The sequence below is a fragment of the Paractinoplanes globisporus DSM 43857 genome, assembly GCF_000379645.1.
Classification (GTDB): Bacteria; Actinomycetota; Actinomycetes; order Mycobacteriales; family Micromonosporaceae; genus Actinoplanes; species Actinoplanes globisporus.
The window spans coordinates 317,240-333,843 of record NZ_KB903306.1; the positions used below are offsets into that span (position 1 = coordinate 317,240).

Genomic DNA, 16,604 nt, shown 5'->3' on the forward strand with positions numbered 1-16,604 from the left:
GTCAGTACGCGACGCCGATCTCCTCGCGGATCGTGTCGAGGAGGCCCATGACCTCCAATGTGGTCGCGTGCGGCATGAGCGGGCTTTCCCGCTCGCCGGCCAGGATGCAGCGCTGCACCTCGGCCGCCTCGAACTGGTAGCCGTTTCCGTCGAACGGGAACGAGAACGTCTCCGGCGCCTTACCCGATCGGGTGAGGGTGAACTCGCGCGGCACCCAGAAGCCCGGGCCGAAGTCGATCCGGCCGTCGGTGCCGGTGATCGACGCGGCGTTGCGGCTCTCGCCGTTGATGCTGCAGGTCAGGGCCGCGACCGCGCCGGGTTCCCAGCCGAGCAGTACGCCGGTGTTCTCGTCGACGCGCTCGGGGGTCAGGTGCGCCCACGACTTCACCACGGTCGGGTTGCCCATGAACAGGTGAGCGAAGTTGATCGGGTAGACGCCGAGGTCGAGCAGCGCGCCGCCGCCCAGCTGCGGGTTGCGCAGGCGGTGCTCGGCCGGGAACGGTCCCTGCAGGCCGAAGTCGGCGTGGATCGCGCTCACCCAGCCGATCGCGCCCTCCTCGACCAGCTCGGCGGCCCGGCGGACGGCCGGGTTGAGGCGCATCCACATCGCCTCCATGAGGAAGACGTTCCTGGTGTGCGCGGCCTGGATCAGCTGGGCCGCCGAGGCGAGGTCCAGCGTGATCGGCTTCTCCACCAGCACGGCCTTGCCGCCCTCGACGCAGAGCATTGCCGCGGCGAAGTGCTGCGCGTGCGGGGTGGCCACGTAGACGACGTCCACGTCCGGGTCGGCGGCGAGCTCGGCGTAGGAACCGTAGGCGCGGGCGAAGCCGTACCGCTCGGCGAACGCGGTGGCGGTCTCGAGTGACCGCGACCCGACGGCGGCGAGCTCGGCGCCCGCCACCAGCGGGAGGTCCTTGGCGAACTGGGCGGCGATCCCGCCGGGGCCGACGATGCCCCAGCGGACCTTCTGTTCGGTCATGATCAGTACCGTATCCCTCCGATGGCCTCCGATAGTGCGAGGATCGAGCCGTGACCGACTCGAACCCCGCGACCCTGAGTTTTCCGATTCCGGAGGCCATGGTGCGCCGGGCCCGCGAGTTCCGCGGAGACCCAGCAACCCCCAAGCCCGCGGCCACCGTCGTTCTCCTGCGCCCCGAGGGCGAGACATTTCAGCTGTACGTGCTGAAGCGCGCCGCGACGATGGTTTTCGGCGGCCTTTACGCCTTCCCCGGCGGCGGCGTGGATCCGTCCGACCGGCCCGAGACGATCCGTCCGGACTGGTCGCACCACCTCGGCATCCCCGACGAGCAGGCCAGGGCCGTGGTCGGCGCGGCGGCCCGCGAGCTGTTCGAGGAGGCCGGCATTCTGCTGGCCGGCCCGGTCGGCGAGCCCGACCGCACGGTCAGCGACGGCAGCCTGACCGGCATCGTCACCCACGGGAGTGAAGCCGCCGGGGGAAACGGGGTGGTCGGCGACGTCAGCGCCGAGGACTGGGAGGCCGACCGGGCCGCCCTGGCCGCGCGCGAGCTGACCATGACGGAGCTGCTCCGGCGGCGCGGACTGCGACTGCGCGACGACCTGCTGCTGCCGTGGGCGCGGTGGATCACGCCGGAATTCGAGCCCAAGCGGTTCGACACCTGGTTTTTCGTCGCTCTCCTGCCGCAGGACCAGACGGCGCGCGACGTGTCCGGGGAGAGTGAGTCGGCCACGTGGGTCAGCCCGGCGGCCGCCAACGGCCTGGCCATGCTCCCACCTACGAGGTCGACCGTGAACTCTCTGCTCGCGTACGGGAAAATCGCGGAAGTCATCGCGGCCGCGAGTCGCCGTGATGCGGTGACCCCGGTCATGCCGCGCGTGGAAGTGAAGGACGACGGGAGCGCCATCTTGCACATAGCGCTCCCGCCGTCGTGAAACCTCGTGAGACTCAGCCGAAGCGACCGGTGATGTAGTCCTCGGTCTTCTTCTGCGTCGGGTTGCTGAAGATCTTCTGCGTGTCGTCGTACTCGATCAGGCGGCCGGGGTCGCCCGTCTTGTCGATCGAGAAGAACCCGGTCTTGTCGCTGACCCGGGCGGCCTGCTGCATGTTGTGCGTGACGATGATGATCGTGAAGCGGTCCTTCAGCTTGAACATCAGGTCCTCGATCGCCAGCGTCGAGATCGGGTCGAGCGCCGAGCAGGGCTCGTCCATGAGCACGACCTGCGGCTCGACCGCGATGGTGCGGGCGATGCAGAGGCGCTGCTGCTGGCCGCCGGAGAGACCGGCGCCGGGCCGGCCGAGCCGGTCCTTGACCTCTTCCCAGAGGTTCGCCGACCTCAGCGAGGCCTCGGCCGCGTCGTCCAGGTGGGACTTCTTCTTGACGCCGTTGAGCTTGAGGCCGGCGACGACGTTCTCGTAGATCGACATTGTCGGGAACGGGTTGGGCCGCTGGAAGACCATGCCGATCATGCGGCGGACGGCGGTGACGTCCACGTCCGCGTCGTAGATGTTCTGGTCGTCGATGGTCAGCCGGCCCTCGATGCGGGCGCCCGGCAGCACCTCGTGCATCCGGTTGATCGACCGGAGGAACGTGGACTTGCCGCAGCCGGACGGGCCGATCAGGGCGGTGATGGACTTGGGCTCGACGGTCATCGAAATGCTGTCGATAGCCTTGAACGAGCCGTAGTACGAGGTGACGTTGCTCGCCTCGATGCGCTTGGCCATGGGAGATACCTCTTAACGGGTCAAACTGTTGCGACGGGCGAGCATCTTGGCGGCGATCGTGAGGATCAGGACGATCGCGACCAGGGTCAGCGCGGCCGTCCAGGCCCGCGCCGGGGCGTACTTCGAGGCGTCTCCGGCCTGCTGGTACACGAAGAGTGCCAGCGAGGACTGGTTGCCGTTGAACGGGTCGAAGTTGATCGCGGCAGCGCCGCCGGCGACCAGGAGAACCGGGGCCGTCTCGCCCGCCGCACGCGCGATGGCGAGCATGACACCCGTGACGATGCCGGGAAGCGCGGTCGGCACGACGATCTTGAGGATCGTCTTCCACTGCGGCACACCGAGCGCGTAGGCGCCCTCCCGCAGCGGCCCGGGCACCAGGCGCAGCATCTCCTCCGTCGAGCGGACGATCGTGGGCAACATCAGCACCGACAAGGCCAGCGCGGCCGCGAAGCCGGAGAAGCGCGGCTCACCGTTGTTGAACCAGGGGCTCACGATCAGCACCCAGAACGACAGGATGAACAGACCGGCCACGATCGACGGGATACCGGTCATCACGTCGACGAAGAAGCGGACCGTGTTGGCGAACCGGCCCCGGCCGTACTCGACCAGGTAGATCGCGCCGAGCACGCCCAGCGGCACCGCGATGATGGTGGCGATGCCGACCTGCTGGATCGTGCCGATGATCGCGTGGTACGCGCCGCCGCCAGGGTCACGCGCGCCGATGTTGTTCATCGACGAGTTGAAGAAGTCGCCGTCCAGGCGCTGGACGCCCTTGGAGATCAGCGTCCAGACCACCGAGGCCAGCGGCAGGATCGCCAGGATGCAGGCCGAGTAGATCAGCGACCGCCAGGCCCGGTTGCGGGCCGCGCGGCGACCCTCGACCCGGCTCGCGGCGATCAGGAGGCCGACCAGGTAGAGGACCCAGCCGAGCACGACGACCAGCACCCAGTTGCCGATGCCGAAGCCGTACACGATCGCGGCGGCGAGCCCGAACGCGACGACCGCGACCGCGAGGTTCATGGCCAGCGGCAGCTTTTTGCTGCGGATGTTGCCCGGCGTCATCCCGACGCCGGGGAGATCACTCTGCGTCATCGTGCTCATGCGGCGGCGTCCCGGAACTCGCGACGGCGGTAGATGATCGCGCGGGCCGCCATGTTGACCACCAGAGTGATGGCGAACAGCACCAGACCGGAGGCGATGAGTGCGCCGCGGCCGGTGTCGTTGGCCTCGCCGAAGGTGTTGGCGATGTTGGCGGCGATCGAGTTACCGCCGGTCTGGATCAGGTTGAACGAGATGTTGAAGACCGTGCCGAGGGTCATCGCCAGGGCGATGGTCTCGCCGAGGGCCCGGCCGAGGCCGAGCATGACCGCGGCGATCACGCCGGGCTTGCCGTACGGCAGAACGGCGGTGCGGATCATTTCCCACTTGGTGGCGCCCAGGGCGAGAGCCGCCTCCTCGTTCGCTGTCGGGGTCTGCTGAAAGACCTCGCGAGAGAGGGAAATGATGATCGGCAGCACCATGATCGCCAACACCAGGGAGCCGAGCATGATCGAGCGCCCGAACGGGCCGTCGCCACCGAAGAGCGGGATCCAGCTGAAGTACTTGTTGAGCCAGATCGAGAAGTCCTGCACCGGCTGGGCGAACACGTCGCGGCCCCAGAGGCCGAAGACGACACTCGGCACGGCCGCGAGCAGGTCGATCGAGAAGCCGAGCGGGTTGGCCAGCCGCTTGGGGGCGTAGTGCGAGAGGAACAGCGCGATGCCCAGCGCGATCGGCACCGCGACGATCAGAGCGATCACCGAGGAGAGCACAGTGCCGAACGCGATGGCCGCGATGCCGAATTTCGGCTGCGCGTCGTTCGGGAACCACTGCTCGTAGCTGAAGAAGTTGACCGTGTTGGCGCGCAGGGCCGGGACGGCCTTCGCGATCAGGAAGATCGCGATGGCCACGATGATGACCAGCACCATCGCGCCGGCCGAGGTGGAGAGGCCACGGAACCCGGTCTCCATGGAGAACCGGGCCTTCTTGGGCAGGGCGCCCCCGCCGCCAATCGGAGGTTCGTCGTAACTACTCGGCGAAACGCCGTTGCCGGCGGCCCGGGCGTGACGTCCTGTCACACCCGGTCCGCCGGCTGGGGCGTTCGTCGAGCCGGAGGGGTTGTCACCCATCTGCTCGCTCGCTGTCGTCTCGGAGGGATTGACTTATCAGCTGGTGGTTCCGGGTCAGCTGATGGCGGCGACCGAGGTCGCCACCTTCGCGCGAACCGACTCGGGCAGCGGGGCGTAGCCGAGGTCGCCGAGCGCGGACTGGCCACCGGTGCTCGAGGTGTAGTTCAGGAAGGCCTTGATGTCGGCGGCCTTCGGCGAACCCTTCTCACAGGCGATCTCGTAAGTGACGAGGACGATCGGGTACGCACCGGCGGTGCTGGTGTTGTAGTCGATCGACAGCGTGAGGTCGTTGCCGGTGCCGGTGACCTTGGCACCCTCGATGGTCTTGCCGGCGCTGTCGCCGGTCAGCTCGGTGAACTCACCGGCGCCGTTCTTGATCTTCGCCTTCTTCAGGTCGCTGTTCTCGGCGAAGGAGAGCTCGACGTAGCTGATCGTGCCGGGGGTGCTCTTCACCAGGCTGGCGATGCCGTCGGAGCCCTTGGCGCCGGTGCCGCCCGGGGCCTTCCACGCCTTGGCGTTGCTGAAGGTCCAGTCGGCCTCGGCGGCCTTGCTCAGGTACTTGGTGAAGTTGTCGGTGGTGCCCGACTCGTCCGAGCGGTGGACGGCCTGGATGGCGGTCGACGGCAGCTTGGCGCCCGAGTTCAGGGCGGCGATCGCCGGGTCGTTCCACTTGGTGATCTTGCCGGAGAAGATCTTGGCAATGGTCGAGGCGTCGAGCTGGAGGTTGTCGGCACCGTCCACGTTGTAGACGACCGCGATCGGGCCGACCACCATCGGGAGGTTGATCGCCGGGCCGCTGCCGCACTTGGCGCTGGCCTTGGTCAGGTCGTCTTCCTTGATGGCCGAGTCGGAACCGGCGAAGTCGGCCGTCCCGGAGATGAAGGCCTGAACGCCGGCGCCGGAACCGGTGCCCTGGTAGTCGACCTTCGCGCCGGAGCACTGCGCCTGGTAGTTCTTGATCCACTCGTCCATGGCGTTCTTCTGGGCCGTCGAGCCCTGCGCCGTGAGGCTGCCGGTGCCGCAGCTGCCAGGGGCCGCGGAAGCACCGGTGCTCCCGGTACCACCGTCGTTGTTGTCCGAGCCGCAGGCGGCGAGCGCGAGCGTCGCAGTCAAAGCAATGCCGGCCAGGTAACCGGACCGCTGGAACTTCACGATTGTCCCTTCGGGGTGAGGTGCGCATGCCGATCTCTCATCGGCACACCCCGAAGCTAGGAGGGCCAGGTAGCCGGTTACCCGGCCGCAAATGAACGCGTGGTGAACACGTATGCCACTCAAGTTTGCTTTCTGACGAGCCCGAGTTGTCCGTTCCGTTAACCCGGTGAAAGAAGTCGTACATGTCTTTTATGTCGCCCGGGTGTTTATCGCCCCGAGACCCGCGCTTGTCCGTCCCGTGACGCGTGAGACTCTAATCTTCAACCATTTAGCTGTATTATGCAGCTATGGTTCCGGGAGGGGCGCCGAAGCGGTCTCCGCGCCAGCCGCACACGGTGGTGCCGGCCACCGCGCGCCGGGCTTAGGTTGCCGCCATGGGTTCCTTCGAACTCGGCACCGACGGCCCCGGCGCGATCCTCGTCGGAGTGGACGGCTCCCCCACGTCGATGCGCGCCGCGGCCTACGCGGCCGGCCTGGCCCGGCGGCAGCGCACCCGCCTGATCGCGGTCTGGGCCCGCAGCGCGCCCACCACACTGATCACCCTGGCCGACCACAGTGGCATGGCGATGAAGGCGGTGCTGGAGGCGCAGGAGGAGACGGAACGCCAGCTGCGCGCCGAGATCGGCGCGTGGGGCGCGCACACCGAGCTCATCGTCCGCCAGGGCGACCCGCTCACGGTGCTCGCCGAGGTCGCGAAGGAAACCCGCGCCGACGCGGTCATCGTCGGCTCCTCGGCCAGCGTCGGCCACCGCATCGCCGGCTCACTCGCCGTCCGCCTGGTCCGCTACGGCCGCTGGCCGGTCACCGTCGTCCCATAGCGACGGGATAGTTGCCATGTTTATGGTTGCCATGTTTAGCTTGGGACATGGAGACGGTGGGGGCGTTGTTGTGGCGGGTCACCAACCGGTGGCGGGCCGCCGTCGATCGGGCGTTGGCGCCGGTCGGGCTCACCCACGCGCAGTACTCGCTGCTCGCCACCCTGTACGGCATGGGTCGTGAGGGGCTGACCCCTAGTCAGCGGGAGCTCGGCGAGCGGGCCGGGTTCGAGCCGATGTACGTCTCCAAGGTGGCTCGCGGGCTCGAGCAGGCGGGCCTGCTCGAGCGGGCCCGCCATCCGCACGATCCGCGGGCCTTCGGGCTCGCGCTCACCACGCGCGGTGTCGAGGTGATCGGCCAGGCGATTCCGGTCGTCCGGGGGCTGCAGGCCGAGTTGACCGCGCCGATCGGCGGGCCGGAGGGCGTACGCGCCCGGGAGCTCGCCGACACCCTTCGTGTGCTGCTGGGATTGGAGTGACATGCCCACTTTGACCGGACAGACCATCGCCGAGGCGCAGGGCGCGGTGCGCGCCCTGCTCGACCGGACGCTCGCGGGCAGCGGGCTGGACAGCAACGAGTACGTGGCCCTGCGCGTGGCGATCGCGCGCCGGGCGGACGACCTCGCGGGCTTTCTCGCGAGTCAGCCGCAGCTGAATCTCGACGCCGACGCGGCCGCCGCGCTGGTGCGCGGCCTGCAAATGCGCGGGCTGCTGGTCGAGGGGGCGATCACCCCCGCGGGAACCGAGCTCTATCAGCGGGTCGCCGAGCAGGTCGCCGAGACCACGACGCGGCTCTACGCGGGGATGGACGAGAACGACCTGGCCGCCGCGCACCGGGTGCTCACCGAAGTGATCACCCGCGCCGCGAGTACATGATGTCGGTCTTGTAGATGTCGAAGCCGAGCTTGCGGTAGAGACTGACCGCCGCTCCGTTCGACTCGTCGACATAGAGCATGGCCTGGGTGAGGCCGGTGTCCGCCAGGTGACGGAGGCCGGCCACGCTCAGCGCGGCGCCGAGCCCGCGCCGGTGTCCGCCGGGGTCGACGCCGAGCACGTAGATCTCGCCGAGCGCGGGGTCGTCGCCGGCCGGCGGATGGACCTTGGTCCAGTGGAAGCCGAGCAGCGTGTCCTCGATGTCGACGGCGAGCAGGAAACCGGCCGGGTCGAACCACGGCTCGGCCTCACGCAGGCGCAGGTCGTCGAGGGTCCAGCGGCCCTGTTCGGGGTGGTGGGCGAAGGCCCGGGCGTTGACCGCGAGCCAGGCCTGCTCGTCGTGACCGGGGCGGAAGTGTCGCAGCGTCACGCCGTCAGGCAGGATCGCCTCGGCGGAAAAATCGGCAAGAGACCGCCGCATCTGCCATAGCACCCGAGAACGGATGAATCCGGATTTGGTGGCTAGGGCGGCGGCGCCGGGTGAGTCGCCGTGAGCCCAGAAGGCCAGCTCCCCGTCACCCGCGGCGGCCAGCAACGCCGATCCATAACCGCGCCGACGGTATCCGGGGTGAACGACCAGTTCCCCAGAATTTGCGGAATCTACAAAGGCATAGCCGGCAAGGGCACCGTCGTCCGCCAACGCGAGCAGGTGGGTTCCGCCCCCATTGCGTACGCGAAGAACCACGTCCTCGGAGAGCGGATAGACCCCGTCCGCCTGCTCCGCGGCGGTGGCCAACGCGAGCACGTCGGCCACCACCGGTGCGTCCAGCCGGTCAACCGACCGGATCTTCGTCATACGGCAAACTTAGACCGGCAGCGAGACCGGCTCGTTGTCGGGCAGCTGGCGGCCGTTGGGCGGCGTCACGAACTTGTAGCCCACCTGGCGGACCGTACCGATCATCGACTCGTACTCGGAGCCGAGCTTGGCGCGCAGCCGCCGCACGTGCACGTCCACCGTGCGGGTGCCACCGAAGTAGTCGTAGCCCCAGACCTCGCGCAGCAGCTGGTCGCGGGTGAACACCCGGCCCGGGTGCTGCGCCAGGAACTTGAGCAGCTCGAACTCCTTGTACGTGAGGTCGAGCGGGCGGCCCTTGAGCTTCGCCGCGTACGTGTCGGGGTCGATGTTGAGCTCGCCGGCGCGGATCGAGCCGCCGGCCCCGGCGGTCGCGTTGTTGAGCCGGCCGACGCCCAGGCGCAGCCGGGCCTCGACCTCGGCCGGACCGGCACTGGCCAGGATGACGTCGTCGACACCCCAGTCGGCGTTCAGCGCGATGAGCCCGGCCTCGGTCACCACGGCGACCAGCGGCACGCCGATGCCGGTGGCGTGCAGCATGCGGCAGGTGGCACGCGCCTCGGAGAGCTCGGAGCGGGCGTCCACGAGCACGGCGTCGGGGCTCGGCCCGGACACCAGGGTGCGGACGTCGCGGGGGGCGGTGCGTACGGAGTGGGGAAGTAGATCCAGCGCGGGGAGCACGGCCGAGGGTTCGCCCGCACGTGCCGTCACCAAGAGAAGGATTTCCACACTCACCTCCGTCCTTGCGGCGTCAGGCCGCTCGGGTGACCCGGTATGCGGTGTTTCGTGAAACCGCTCCCGGAGGACTTTTTCCCGGCGTCACCGACGGGTGGGCTGGCGTTACCTTAACCGATACATGAGGTCCGACGCCTTAAACGAACGGCCGAGTGATGTAGTAAACGCTCGTAAGGTGGCCGAATGGCCGACTCTTAACAAGCCTTTTACACGACCGCGCTTGCTGGTGATCATCCAGAATGCCGGAGCTAACCCCGTCATCACCGTGGACCCCATATCAGGGCACGGCCCGCGATCGCCCCGCTGATGAGGAGGTAGTCGATTTTCGTCGCCGCGGGGTTTGCGGTGCCGGAAATTGGCTGCCTCCTCATCAGCGTGAGAGGGGCGATCGCCCGCGGAGCGCAGCGGAGCCAGCCAGCTCAGTACCATCGCAGGCGTGTTCCCCTCCATGCCGCAGGACGACGCCTGGGATGCCGACGCGTCGCGCGAGATCGCGCGCTCCGGTCCGGGCCGCCCCTCGGCCGGTTTTTACGGCGCCGTGCCCGACGAGGACCCGCCGTCCGACAACGGCGACGAGCCCGGCGAGGACGAGGAGGAATTCGAGGAGATCGAGTTCGTCCCGGTCCGCCGGCAGCTGTCGCTGGCCATCGCCGGGTTCGCCGCGCTGCTCGGTCTCGGCCTCGCGCTCGGCGCGCAGACGTCGGCGCCCGACAACCGTCTCCCGTACGCGATCGTCCTGTTCGGTGTTCAGCTTCTCTACCTGCTCGCCTGGATCATGGCCTTGCACCCACCGGCGGCGGGCGCGACGGCCGCGGTCAGCGGTTTGGTCGCGGTGGCTGCCGACTATCTTGCCGTCACGAGTACGCCCGCGGCACTGCTCCCGCTGATCCTTGTCGCCGTCGGCGGCTTCGTGGTGGCGCTGATCGGTCAGCTTTTCCGGGCCGAGGACCGTGCCCGGGTCACCGACTCCTGGCGCACGACCCTATTGATCGTGCTGGGCGTCGTGGCGTACGCGATCCCGATGGTCCTCACCCGCCAGCCCGTCGGCACCCAGACGATGATCGTCAGCGCGGCCGGCGCCGGGGTGGCGCTCTTCGTCGCCCGGGTGACCGACGCGATCTTCCCGAAACCGCGGATCGCCCTCCAGGTGCCCCGCGGCGCGACCGGGGTGGTGCTGGGCGCGATGCTCGGCACGCTGGCCGCGGCCGGCCTGGGCAGCGTGCTGGTTCTGCCCTTCACTCCGGCCAAGGGCGCCATCGTGGGCCTGGTCGCCGCGGTGGTCGCCAGCCTGGTCGACCTCGCGGTCAACTTCGGCGAGGCGGGCCGGCGGCTGGCCGGCGACGCGCCGACCTTCTGGGTGGCCCGGCACATGCAGGGCCCGCTGGGCGCGTTCGCCCTGACCGCGCCGGCCGCCTACGCCCTGGCCCACTGGTACCTGTCATAGGCGTTTCAGGAAACCCTGGGAAAGGGCATGTACCGTCCACCACAGTCGATCCCTGGGAGGGCCGGTGGGCGAGGTGTACGGGGCGCGAGTCCGGCCGCGGCGACGGTGGGGCAGGCGCCTGTTGATCACGTTCATCGTGTTGCTGCTGATCGTGGGCGCTCTGCTGGCGGTGGCCGACCGGGTTGCCGCCTCCTACGCGGAGCGGACGATCAGTGACCGGGTGGCCCAGCAGGTCGCCGACCAGAAGGGCACGAGCGAGCAGCCGGACGTCACGATCGAGGGCTTCCCGTTCCTGACCCAGGTCGCCCGCGGCCTGTACCACGAGATCAAGATCGAGCTCGCGGACTTCTCGGGACCGGCCGGGGAGGGCCGGACGATCCGGATGAAGCTGCTCGACGTGCGGGCCAACGACGTGCGGGCCCCGCTCTCGACGATCCGCTCGGGGGACGGGCAGATCACCGCCGGCACGGTCACCGGCACCGGGCTCATCGACTACGCGCAGATCGGCCAGCTGATCGGCCAGCCGGGCGTCACGCTAGGCGAGCAGAACGGCAAGCTCGTCGGCTCGGCGCCCGTCCAGGTGCTCGGCCAGACCGTCAAGGTGAGCGCCACGGCGGCCATCAAGGTCAACGGCGACACGGTCCAGGTCAGTTTCAGCGATGTGAAGGCCGAGGGTCTGCCCGATAACGCGCTCGTGCGGGGACTCGTCAACTCCTACGTACAGAAGCTGGCTTTCAACCTGAAGGTCCCGGCCCTGCCGCTGAATCTCAAGCTCAAGTCGGTGGAACCGCAGGCCGACGGCCTGAAAATCACCGCGGGCGCGACCGACGTGGCGCTCAACTCGGCCGGGCTGTGACCGCAGACTCGTTCCCGGATCGTGGTCGAGGCTGTTCCGCGGTCTGGAACCGCTGGTAGGGTCGTTTTCCATGAGCCCGTTGCTCACCAAGAGGCGTGCGGTCGACCTGTGCCGCATGGCCGCCTGCCTGTGTCGCCCTGTCATCTGACGGGGCCACTTGTGCTGAGCACCTTCTAGCTCTTCAAAGCCCGGCAGTGGCGCCGTCGCACAAGCACGAGATCTGTTGTCCAGGGTCCCGCGCGGGGTGCGACAAAACCTCCGTGCGCTGACTCTTCCCCCATCTCTCACCCATCAAGGGAGTGAACCGATGAGTCGCGACACCGCACTCGTCTCGGCAGACTGGGCCGAGAAGAACCTCGAAACTCCGGGCATCGTCTTCGTCGAGGTCGACGAGGACACGACCGCCTACGACGGCGGCCACATCCCCGGCGCCGTGAAGATCGACTGGAAGAAGGACCTGCAGGACCCGGTCCGGCGGGACTTCGTCAACCAGGAGCAGTTCTCGGCGCTGCTCTCCGAGCGTGGCATCGCCAACAACGACGTCGTGGTGCTCTACGGCGGCAACAACAACTGGTTCGCCGCGTACGCGTACTGGTACTTCAAGCTCTACGGCCACGACCAGGTCAAGCTCCTCGACGGCGGCCGCAAGAAGTGGGAGCTCGACGCCCGGCCGTACTCGAAGGACGTGCCGGCCCGGGCCAAGACGAGCTACCAGGCCAAGGCGCCCGACCTGACGATCCGCGCGTTCCGTGACGAGGTCGTGCAGGCCATCGGCGTGAAGAACCTCGTCGACGTACGCAGCCCCGACGAGTTCGCGGGCCGCCTGCTCGCGCCGGCGCACCTGCCGCAGGAGCAGTCGCAGCGGGCCGGCCACATCCCCACGGCGATCAACGTGCCGTGGAGCAAGGCGGCCAACGAGGACGGCACCTTCCGGTCCGACGACGAGCTCTCCAAGATCTACGGCGAGGCCGGCCTCGACGGCAGCAAGGACACCATCGCCTACTGCCGCATCGGCGAGCGCTCCTCGCACACCTGGTTCGTGCTGAAGGAACTGCTCGGCCAGCAGAACGTGAAGAACTACGACGGCTCCTGGACCGAGTACGGCTCGCTCATCGCCGTGCCGATCGCTCTCGGCGACGAGCCCGGGAAGGCGTGATCATGACTTCCCCGTCCAATGTCGCGGCCGGTTGCGCCGCACCCGACCAGTCGGCGCCCCTCCCCGCAAGCGTCGACCTGGAAAAGGAAACCGTCATCACCGGCATCGTGAGCACCGCCGAGGGTGAGGCGGTCGGCGGCGCGTACGTGCGGCTGCTCGACTCCTCCGGCGAGTTCACCGCCGAGGTCGTCACCTCGCCCGAGGGAGTGTTCCGGTTCTTCGCCGCGCCGGGGTCGTGGACCCTGCGGGCGCTGAGCCGGTCCGGCAACGGCGAGCTGGCGGTCGACGCCACCCGTGGCGTCAACGAGGTCGCGCTGAGCGTGGCCGCGGCCTAGCCCGCGCTCTGTTCGAAGAAGGGCGGGACCCGTCGGGTCCCGCCCTTCTCACGTCTCCGCGGTCGTGCCGCCGCCGACCACCACCGCGGTCGACGGCACCTCCGGCCGTCGCCGAGTCAGCCGCCGGACGCCCGTGTTCAGCACGGCGATCAACGGCACCGCCACCAGTGCACCGATGATCCCGGCCACCGTCGCGCCGCAGGCAATCCCGATGATCACCACAAGCGGGTGGATCGCGACCGCCCGGCCCATGATCAACGGCTGCAGCACGTGTCCCTCGACCTGCTGCACCAGGATCACCGCGCCGAGCACGATCAGCGCGATCACCCAGCCCTGGTCGACCAGCGCCACCAGCACCGCCACCGCCCCCGACACGCTCGCGCCGACGATCGGGATGAACGCGCCCAGGAACACCAGCGCGGCCAGCGGGAACGGGAACGGGATGTTCAGGATCACCAGGGCGGTGCCGATGCCGACCGCGTCGATGAACGCCACCAGCACCGTCGCCCGCACGTACGCGGTGAGAGTCGCCCAAGAGGCGTCGCCGGCGTCCGCCAGCGACCAGCGGGCCTGCACCGGGAACAGCCGGACGATGAACCGCCAGATCTTCCGGCCGTCGCGCAGGAAGAAGAACGTCGAGAACAGCACGAGCAGCATGCCGGTGACCAGCTCGAACAGGGTCGCCGCGGTGGCGATGCCGGTCGAGGTCAACTGGGAGGTGTGCGTGTTCACCCAGTCCTGCGCGTTGTCGATCGCGTTGTTCACCTGGGCGTCCGACAGGTGCAGCGGGCCGGTCCGGGCCCAGTCCTGAATCTGCCGTACGCCGTCGCTGGTCTTCTGGGTCAGCTCGGGGACGCCGTCGATGAACTGCGAGATCACCAGGGTCAACGTGCCGACGACCGCGGCGAGCCCGCAGATCAACACCAGGAACGTGGCCAGCGAGCGGGGCAGCCGCAGCCGGAGCAGCCAGCCGACGGCCGGAGCGAGCAGGGCCGACAGCAGCAGGGCGATCGACAGCGGGACCACCACGATGCTGACCATGCCGAAGAAATGCAGCAGCGCCCAGCCGACGAGGCCGACCACGATCAGCCGCCAGCTCCAGGCGGCCGCGATCCGCAGCGAGTGCGGCACCTCGGCGTCGTCGCGGCTGTTCGTCGAGTCGTGCACGACCGCCGGCGGTTCCGGGGGCGGCGGCTCGAAATCGTCGTCGATGTCCGGCTCCACCACCGCCTCCTCGGCGCGCGCCTGGCGCACCGACTCGCGACCCGAGTCGTACGCGCGACGCAGGTTGTCACGGACACGCTGCATGCGGTTCAACCGGCTTACCCCCTTGCCGTCGCGGCACCGCGGTGCGGCGCGCGGTAACCACCGTAGTGGTCCCGCGCCGCAGAGTGCCCGCCGCCACCGCCGGGTAACCGCACCGACCGGCGGCGTACCGTCTGCAAGCGTGAGCGCCGATACCCGCACCGAGGCCGGACTGCCGATCCGGATGTTGCATGATCGTGTACTTGTTCGTCAGGACGGCGGCGAGGGGGAACGGCGATCGTCCGCCGGGATCGTGATTCCGGCCACCGCGTCGGTCGGCCGGCGACTGTCCTGGGCCACGGCCGTCGGTGTCGGGCCGAACGTCCGCTCGATCGTGGTCGGTGACCGGGTGTTGTTCGATCCGGACGATCGCTCCGAGGTCGAGCTCCACGGCCGCGAGTACGTGCTGCTTCGCGAGCGTGACGTGCACGCCGTGGCGGCCAGCCGGGTCGAGTCCGACGGGACGGGCCTTTACCTCTGAGGTTGGTTACGCCGGGCGGTTCGGGTCCGCCGGCGGGGTGGTCGGGCTCGGTGATGGCGACGGGTACGGGTACGGGGGTTGCGCGAACGGCGGCGGAGCCGGGTAACCCGGGGGCGGCGGATATCCGTAGCCCGGCGCCGGTTGGTTGGGCGCCGCGTAACCGGGACCCGCGTAGCCCGGAGGCGCATAGCCGGGACCCGCATAACCCGGCGGCCCGTAACCGGGGTTCGCATAACCCGGCGGCCCGTAACCCGGGCCCGGAGGCGTGTACGCCGGGGCGTAGGGCGAGTAGACCGGCAGGCGGATCGGGACCGGGACGACCGGGTCGGCCGGCGCCGGCAGCGTGCGCTGGATGCCGTCGGGGAAGACGATGTGGTAGTTCACCCCGTCCCAGAAGGCCTGCGGCGTCGTCGGGTCCTTCGCCGTGAACTCCTGCCGATAGGACTGCAGCTCCGTCAGCAGGCGGTGCTCCTCAGTGGTGGATTTCAGCTGTTCTTCCGGCTTGCGGTGCAGCCCGCGCTGCATGCCGTCGCGCAGCAGGGCGAGCTGGGTGGCGGCGAACTGGAAGTCGCGCATGGCCCGCTGGCCCACCGGCCCGGCGACCCGCTCGGCCCACTGGCGGGCGGAGTGCCGCCGGCCGAGGCTGCCCAGGCTCGCCACCTCGGGCGGGGAGAACCAGCCGGTGCGGACGTAGAGCGGGAGCACCCGCTCGGTCAGGCGGCCCTCCCAGCCGCGCAGCGCGATGGCGAAGCCGACCGCGGCGAAGAAGAACGGGACCATGAAGCCCACGTAGCCGTACAGCATGATCAGCGGCTGGGAGAGGGTCGCCGCGAGCGTGGGCAGCAGGTTGAACGTGCCGTGCAGGATCATCGCCACGAGCAGGCCGGCGATCGGCGCGAGCCAGCGGACCCGGCGGTCGCCCGAGCGGGCCGAGATGCCCAGGCCGATGCCGGTCATCGAGGTGAAGAGCGGGTGCGCGAAGCCCGTGAACAGGATGCGCACGATGAAGATCAAGAAGAGGTTCTGCAGGCCGCTGGCCGGGCCGTACTCCTCGACGCCCGCGCCGTAGCCGTGCTTGCCGAGGTAGAGGATGTTTTCCACCATGGCGAAGCCGACCGCCGACATGCCGCAGTAGACGATGCCGTCGGTGATGCCGGACCACTCGCTGCGGCGGCGCCAGAAGAGCAGGATCGGGCCGAGCGCCTTCATCGACTCCTCGATGAACGGCGCGACCAGGACGGCCACCAGCGCGTCGGACAGGCCCAGCGAGTCGAAGAGCTTGGACGCCCCGTTGTTGACCAGCAGGGCGACCCCGGTGGCGATCGCGGCGCCCCAGGCGAAGCAGAACGCCAGGTGGCGGACCGGCTCCGGTTCGTACCGGTCGAGCCACATGAACGCCGCCACCAGCAGCGGGACCGGGATGACCGCGGCGCCCAGCCCGACCAGGAGGTCGGTGATGCCGATCTTGACGCCCAGGTAGATCAGCAGGCTGATCGCGCCGGCCGCCAGGAACAGGATCACGCCGGCGATCGGGAGAATGCGATCCCACTGCCGGCGGCGCGGGGACGGCCCCAGGGCCGGGGGCATCGCCAAGGCCGAGTCGGGGCCGGGAGCGGCCGGGTACGCCGGATACCCCTGGTACCCCGGCGCGCCCGGGTAGGGCACGGCCTGGGTGGGGGCGCTCGGGTCGGGCGGCCCGCCCGGTGAAACGTCGGCCATGCCCGCCAGCG

General features: G+C 69.3%; 19 protein-coding genes. 10 read left to right on the forward strand and 9 right to left on the reverse strand.

Annotated features, from left to right (window positions below; all coding sequences use genetic code 11):
• Nucleotide 1: 1 nt before the first annotated feature.
• Entirely contained in the window at nucleotides 2–979 is a 978-nt protein-coding gene (locus tag A3CQ_RS0121870; RefSeq protein ID WP_020513085.1) for a Gfo/Idh/MocA family protein, read from the reverse strand.
• Between the two features lie 98 nt (nucleotides 980–1,077).
• On the opposite strand from A3CQ_RS0121870, the gene A3CQ_RS0121875 reads away from it, so the two are divergent.
• Entirely contained in the window at nucleotides 1,078–1,911 is an 834-nt protein-coding gene (locus tag A3CQ_RS0121875; RefSeq protein ID WP_051115313.1) for an NUDIX hydrolase, read from the forward strand.
• A gap of 13 nt (nucleotides 1,912–1,924) precedes the next feature.
• Here A3CQ_RS0121875 and pstB read toward each other — a convergent pair whose 3' ends face one another.
• The 4 genes from pstB to pstS are packed head-to-tail and all read right to left on the reverse strand — an operon-like array spanning nucleotide 1,925 to nucleotide 6,021.
• The gene (gene pstB, locus A3CQ_RS0121880; RefSeq protein ID WP_020513087.1) at nucleotides 1,925–2,701 is read right to left on the reverse strand and encodes a phosphate ABC transporter ATP-binding protein PstB; all 777 of its coding nucleotides are present in this window, start codon (nucleotides 2,699–2,701) and stop codon (nucleotides 1,925–1,927) included.
• Nucleotides 2,702–2,713: 12 nt separating this feature from the next.
• The gene (gene pstA, locus A3CQ_RS0121885; RefSeq protein ID WP_020513088.1) at nucleotides 2,714–3,802 is read right to left on the reverse strand and encodes a phosphate ABC transporter permease PstA; all 1,089 of its coding nucleotides are present in this window, start codon (nucleotides 3,800–3,802) and stop codon (nucleotides 2,714–2,716) included.
• The gene (gene pstC, locus A3CQ_RS0121890; protein WP_026206009.1) at nucleotides 3,799–4,869 is read right to left on the reverse strand and encodes a phosphate ABC transporter permease subunit PstC; all 1,071 of its coding nucleotides are present in this window, start codon (nucleotides 4,867–4,869) and stop codon (nucleotides 3,799–3,801) included. Before pstC ends, pstA begins: the two co-directional genes overlap by 4 nt.
• A gap of 54 nt (nucleotides 4,870–4,923) precedes the next feature.
• A complete protein-coding gene (pstS, locus tag A3CQ_RS0121895) occupies nucleotides 4,924–6,021 on the reverse strand; it encodes a phosphate ABC transporter substrate-binding protein PstS (protein ID WP_020513090.1) in 1,098 nt (365 codons plus the stop codon).
• A gap of 374 nt (nucleotides 6,022–6,395) precedes the next feature.
• Between pstS and A3CQ_RS0121900 the strand changes: the two genes are divergently transcribed.
• The 3 genes from A3CQ_RS0121900 to A3CQ_RS0121910 are packed head-to-tail and all read left to right on the forward strand — an operon-like array spanning nucleotide 6,396 to nucleotide 7,712.
• Entirely contained in the window at nucleotides 6,396–6,839 is a 444-nt protein-coding gene (locus A3CQ_RS0121900; protein ID WP_020513091.1) for a universal stress protein, read from the forward strand.
• 47 nt (nucleotides 6,840–6,886) lie between these two features.
• Nucleotides 6,887–7,315, forward strand: coding sequence for a MarR family winged helix-turn-helix transcriptional regulator (locus A3CQ_RS53640; protein WP_020513092.1), 429 nt, complete (start codon nucleotides 6,887–6,889; stop codon nucleotides 7,313–7,315).
• 1 nt (nucleotide 7,316) lies between these two features.
• A complete protein-coding gene (locus A3CQ_RS0121910; RefSeq protein ID WP_040432663.1) occupies nucleotides 7,317–7,712 on the forward strand; it encodes a winged helix DNA-binding protein in 396 nt (131 codons plus the stop codon).
• Here A3CQ_RS0121910 and mshD read toward each other — a convergent pair.
• Both mshD and A3CQ_RS0121920 read right to left on the reverse strand, forming a co-directional pair.
• A complete protein-coding gene (mshD, locus tag A3CQ_RS0121915) occupies nucleotides 7,690–8,565 on the reverse strand; it encodes a mycothiol synthase (protein ID WP_020513094.1) in 876 nt (291 codons plus the stop codon). The two genes, A3CQ_RS0121910 and mshD, sit on opposite strands and share 23 nt — an antisense overlap.
• 9 nt (nucleotides 8,566–8,574) lie before the next feature.
• Nucleotides 8,575–9,291 (reverse strand): winged helix-turn-helix transcriptional regulator, encoded by a 717-nt coding sequence (locus A3CQ_RS0121920; protein ID WP_020513095.1) that lies wholly within the window; start codon nucleotides 9,289–9,291, stop codon nucleotides 8,575–8,577.
• A gap of 454 nt (nucleotides 9,292–9,745) precedes the next feature.
• Between A3CQ_RS0121920 and A3CQ_RS0121925 the strand changes: the two genes are divergently transcribed.
• The 5 genes from A3CQ_RS0121925 to A3CQ_RS0121940 all read left to right on the forward strand — a co-directional run bounded on the left by A3CQ_RS0121925 (nucleotide 9,746) and on the right by A3CQ_RS0121940 (nucleotide 13,088).
• Nucleotides 9,746–10,741, forward strand: a complete 996-nt coding sequence (locus A3CQ_RS0121925) for a hypothetical protein (RefSeq protein WP_020513096.1) — start codon at nucleotides 9,746–9,748, stop codon at nucleotides 10,739–10,741.
• Between the two features lie 121 nt (nucleotides 10,742–10,862).
• Entirely contained in the window at nucleotides 10,863–11,597 is a 735-nt protein-coding gene (locus tag A3CQ_RS0121930) for an LmeA family phospholipid-binding protein (RefSeq protein WP_020513097.1), read from the forward strand.
• 70 nt (nucleotides 11,598–11,667) lie between these two features.
• Nucleotides 11,668–11,745 (forward strand): Ms5788A family Cys-rich leader peptide, encoded by a 78-nt coding sequence (locus A3CQ_RS64055; protein WP_322112171.1) that lies wholly within the window; start codon nucleotides 11,668–11,670, stop codon nucleotides 11,743–11,745.
• 159 nt (nucleotides 11,746–11,904) lie between these two features.
• Nucleotides 11,905–12,753, forward strand: coding sequence for a sulfurtransferase (locus A3CQ_RS0121935; RefSeq protein ID WP_020513098.1), 849 nt, complete (start codon nucleotides 11,905–11,907; stop codon nucleotides 12,751–12,753).
• A 2-nt stretch (nucleotides 12,754–12,755) separates the two neighbouring features.
• Nucleotides 12,756–13,088 (forward strand): DUF1416 domain-containing protein, encoded by a 333-nt coding sequence (locus tag A3CQ_RS0121940; protein WP_026206014.1) that lies wholly within the window; start codon nucleotides 12,756–12,758, stop codon nucleotides 13,086–13,088.
• Between the two features lie 48 nt (nucleotides 13,089–13,136).
• Here the strand turns inward: A3CQ_RS0121940 and A3CQ_RS0121945 are convergent, their stop codons facing one another.
• Nucleotides 13,137–14,396 (reverse strand): AI-2E family transporter, encoded by a 1,260-nt coding sequence (locus A3CQ_RS0121945; RefSeq protein ID WP_020513100.1) that lies wholly within the window; start codon nucleotides 14,394–14,396, stop codon nucleotides 13,137–13,139.
• Between the two features lie 181 nt (nucleotides 14,397–14,577).
• Here A3CQ_RS0121945 and A3CQ_RS0121950 point away from each other — a divergent pair, with 181 nt between their 5' ends.
• On the forward strand, nucleotides 14,578–14,874 hold the full coding sequence (locus tag A3CQ_RS0121950; RefSeq protein ID WP_211216660.1) for a GroES family chaperonin: 297 nt from the start codon (nucleotides 14,578–14,580) through the stop codon (nucleotides 14,872–14,874).
• A 6-nt stretch (nucleotides 14,875–14,880) separates the two neighbouring features.
• Here A3CQ_RS0121950 and A3CQ_RS0121955 read toward each other — a convergent pair whose 3' ends face one another.
• On the reverse strand, nucleotides 14,881–16,593 hold the full coding sequence (locus A3CQ_RS0121955; protein WP_020513102.1) for a PrsW family intramembrane metalloprotease: 1,713 nt from the start codon (nucleotides 16,591–16,593) through the stop codon (nucleotides 14,881–14,883).
• Nucleotides 16,594–16,604: the final 11 nt, after the last annotated feature.